The 3,034-nt window shown below is 57.6% G+C and carries 2 protein-coding genes; both read left to right on the plus strand.

The genetic code is table 11. From position 1 onward, the window contains the following. Positions 1–218: 218 nt before the first annotated feature. Positions 219–1,358: an ABC transporter permease gene (locus tag ACF8AM_RS24225; RefSeq protein ID WP_392558120.1), complete on the plus strand. Its 1,140-nt coding sequence runs from the start codon at positions 219–221 to the stop codon at positions 1,356–1,358. A gap of 59 nt (positions 1,359–1,417) precedes the next feature. Continuing rightward, on the plus strand, positions 1,418–3,034 hold a 1,617-nt coding region (locus ACF8AM_RS24230; RefSeq protein WP_392558121.1), incomplete at its 3' end, for a type I polyketide synthase.

The raw sequence follows: 3,034 nt of genomic DNA on the forward strand, positions 1-3,034 counted from the left end.
GGGGGAAAGAGGTGGGGGTTTGGGGAGGGGACGTGTGAAACGTCGCCCATACAATAGCCCAAACGCGAAAGGGTTTTTTTGATCGAGGGCGGGCTGGTACCGTTGAATTGCCCGTTTTTGCCGTTTTTTAGCTCTGAAGACGGGTGCCGAATTCACACGTTCGCCACCGATGTTGATCGTTTGCAGTTTTCACTTGGTTTGGTTTCTGAGGTGATCCGTTGACCTACTTCGGTTTTGTACTGAAAAGCCTGTGGCGGCGACCGCTGCGAACGGCACTGACGCTGATGGCCTTGGCCACGGCGATCGGTTCCGTGATGGCTTTGTCGGGCGTGGCCGAAGGGTTCACCGAATCATTTCGAGGGGTGTATGAATCGCACCGCGTCGATGTGGTTGTTTCACGTCAGGGTTCCGCAGATCGATTGAGCAGTTCGCTGGAAGAAACCTACGTCCCCCAGGTGACCGCCGTCGAAGGCGTCGCCAGTGCAGCGGGGGTGCTGTTGGAAACCTTGTCCGCGGAAGACCAGCAGGTTTATGGGATTCCGGCAATGGGGATGCGAACGGAGTCGTGGCTGTTTGAAGACTATGAGATGCGATCGGCTGACGCTTTGACGAGCGAGACTTTCGAGGTAAACGGCCAGGTCTATCTGGGCGAAAATTTGGCAGGTCGATTGGATTGCCTGCCGGGATCGATTTTGAATTTGTTCGATGAGCCATTCCTTGTCGCGGGAGTTTTCCAAAGCGGAAGCGTTTGGGAGAACGGGTCGATGATCGTGCCTCTGGCCCAACTTCAAGAATTGACGGGACGGGAGGGCCAAATCACATACATCAATGTGGTGCTCGAAGAGTCGGTTCAAGCAGTTGATGTTGGCCAGGTGGTGGATCGAATCAAAGCGGTGGATGTCAAGCTGTTGCCATTGGCGACGGATGAGTTTGTGAGGTCGGACACCCGAATGCAATTGGCCGGCGCGATGGCCTGGATGACGTCGACGATCGCACTTTTAGTGGGAGCGATTGGAACGCTCAACACGATGATGACCAGTGTTCTCGAACGGACCGGTGAGATCGGGATTTTGCGAGCGATCGGGTGGCCTGCCAAGCGAATCGCTGGGGTGATCCTCTGCGAATCGGTGATGCTCGCCCTGATGGCTTCGGCATTGGGTGGACTCGGTGCAAGCGTGTTGCTGCAGGTGCTGGCCAACAGCGAGGCAACGGGTGGATTGCTGCAGCCGACGATCGGGACAGGTGTCTGGGTGCGAGGATTGGTCGTTGGATTGGGAATCGGGGTCTTGGGCGCGTCGTTGCCCGTTTGGCGAGCGTCGCAGATGCGACCCGCTGATGCTCTTCGCCACCAAGGGTGACCGGTGAGCGAATGACACAAGACAAAAACAGAACGAATTATTTGAAGGTAGGGATTGGCGTGAGAAACGAACCACTTGCCGTTGTGGGCATCGGTTGTCGCTTTCCTGGGGATGCGGATGATCCGTCTGCGTTTTGGAATTTGTTGGCATCGGGAAAGGATGCGATTTCCCAAACGCCCGAGGACCGTTGGAACTTGCAAAAGTTCTATCGACCCGGCGAGTCTTTGCCGGGCAAAACGCAAAGCCAATGGGGTGGCTACGTTCGCGGCATCGACCAATTCGATCCCGCCTTGTTTGGTATCTCGCCTCGGGAAGCCGCCGCGATGGATCCGCAGCAACGCATGTTGTTGGAGGTCGCCTATCGGGCGATGGAAGATGGGGGTGCACCGCTTGGAACGATGGCAGGTCGACCCATTGCCGTGTTCACTGGGATCAGCAGCATCGACTATGCCGTTGCCAGCTTGAGTTTTGAAGATCGCGGTGAGTTGGGGCCGTACACCAACACGGGATCGTCCAGCAGCATCGCTGCCAACCGGATTTCGTATTGCTTTGATTTGCGCGGACCGAGCGTCGCTGTTGATACGGCGTGTTCATCATCTTTGGTTGCGTTGCACATGGCTTGCCAAGCGATCTGGAACGGTGAAGCGGAGGCTGCGCTTGCTGGTGGTGTCAACGCGCTCATCATGCCGGATTTCTACGTTGCGTTCAGCCAGCTTGGCGTGTTGTCGCCCGATGGACGTTGCAAAACGTTTGATTCGCGAGCTAATGGCTACGCCCGCAGTGAAGGCGCCGGAATGGTGTTGCTCAAACCACTCCGCGAGGCTCAGAAGGACGGCGACCGAATCTACTGCACGATCCGGGCGACGGCACTGAATCAAGACGGTCGGACGCCTGGTTTGACCGTCCCCAGCGGCGAGCAACAGGAACGGTTGGTCAAACGCACATGCGAATTGGCCGAGGTGGATCCTTCCGACGTGCAGTACTTTGAAGCGCATGGAACAGGAACCGCCGTAGGAGATCCGATCGAGGCCGGGGCGCTCGGACGTGTCATCGCTTCGGGGACTCACCAGCGCGAGTCACCTTGCCGACTCGGTTCGGTCAAGACAAACATCGGGCACCTGGAAGCCGGGGCAGGCATCGCGAGTTTGATCAAAGTCGCGTTGTCGATGCATCATCAAGCCATCCCACCCCACCTGCATTTGCAAACGCCCAATCCAGAGATCGATCTGCTCGGTTGGAACCTGCACATTCCAACGGAATTGGAACCATGGCGAGCGGATGGAGCGGCGCGAATCGCTGGCATCAACGGGTTTGGATACGGGGGTGCGAATGGGCACCTGATCGTGGAAGAAGCCCCGCGAAGGAAGGTTGCACGCCAACCGGTGAGCGGCGCCAACGATCAAGAACATGCCAGTGAAAGTGATTCCGCGAGCGGGCAACAATCTGCGAACGAGCACGAATCCGCAAGCGAAGAAGCGAAGAGTGGCTCCATTGTCTTGCCAATCTCGGCGACCGACCGGAAGTCATTGGCGGAGGTCGCGGATCAGTGGAATGGTTGGTTGACCGAGCAATCGCGGGAAGGAAGCGGGTCGTTGGAGCTTGCCGTGGTTGCAGCGACGGCGGCTCATCACCGTACGCACCACGATGTCCGCACGTTGATTGTTGGCGATCATGCG

Origin of the sequence: Rhodopirellula sp. JB055 (assembly GCF_043100905.1) — a bacterium.
Lineage (GTDB): Bacteria > Planctomycetota > Planctomycetia > Pirellulales > Pirellulaceae > Rhodopirellula.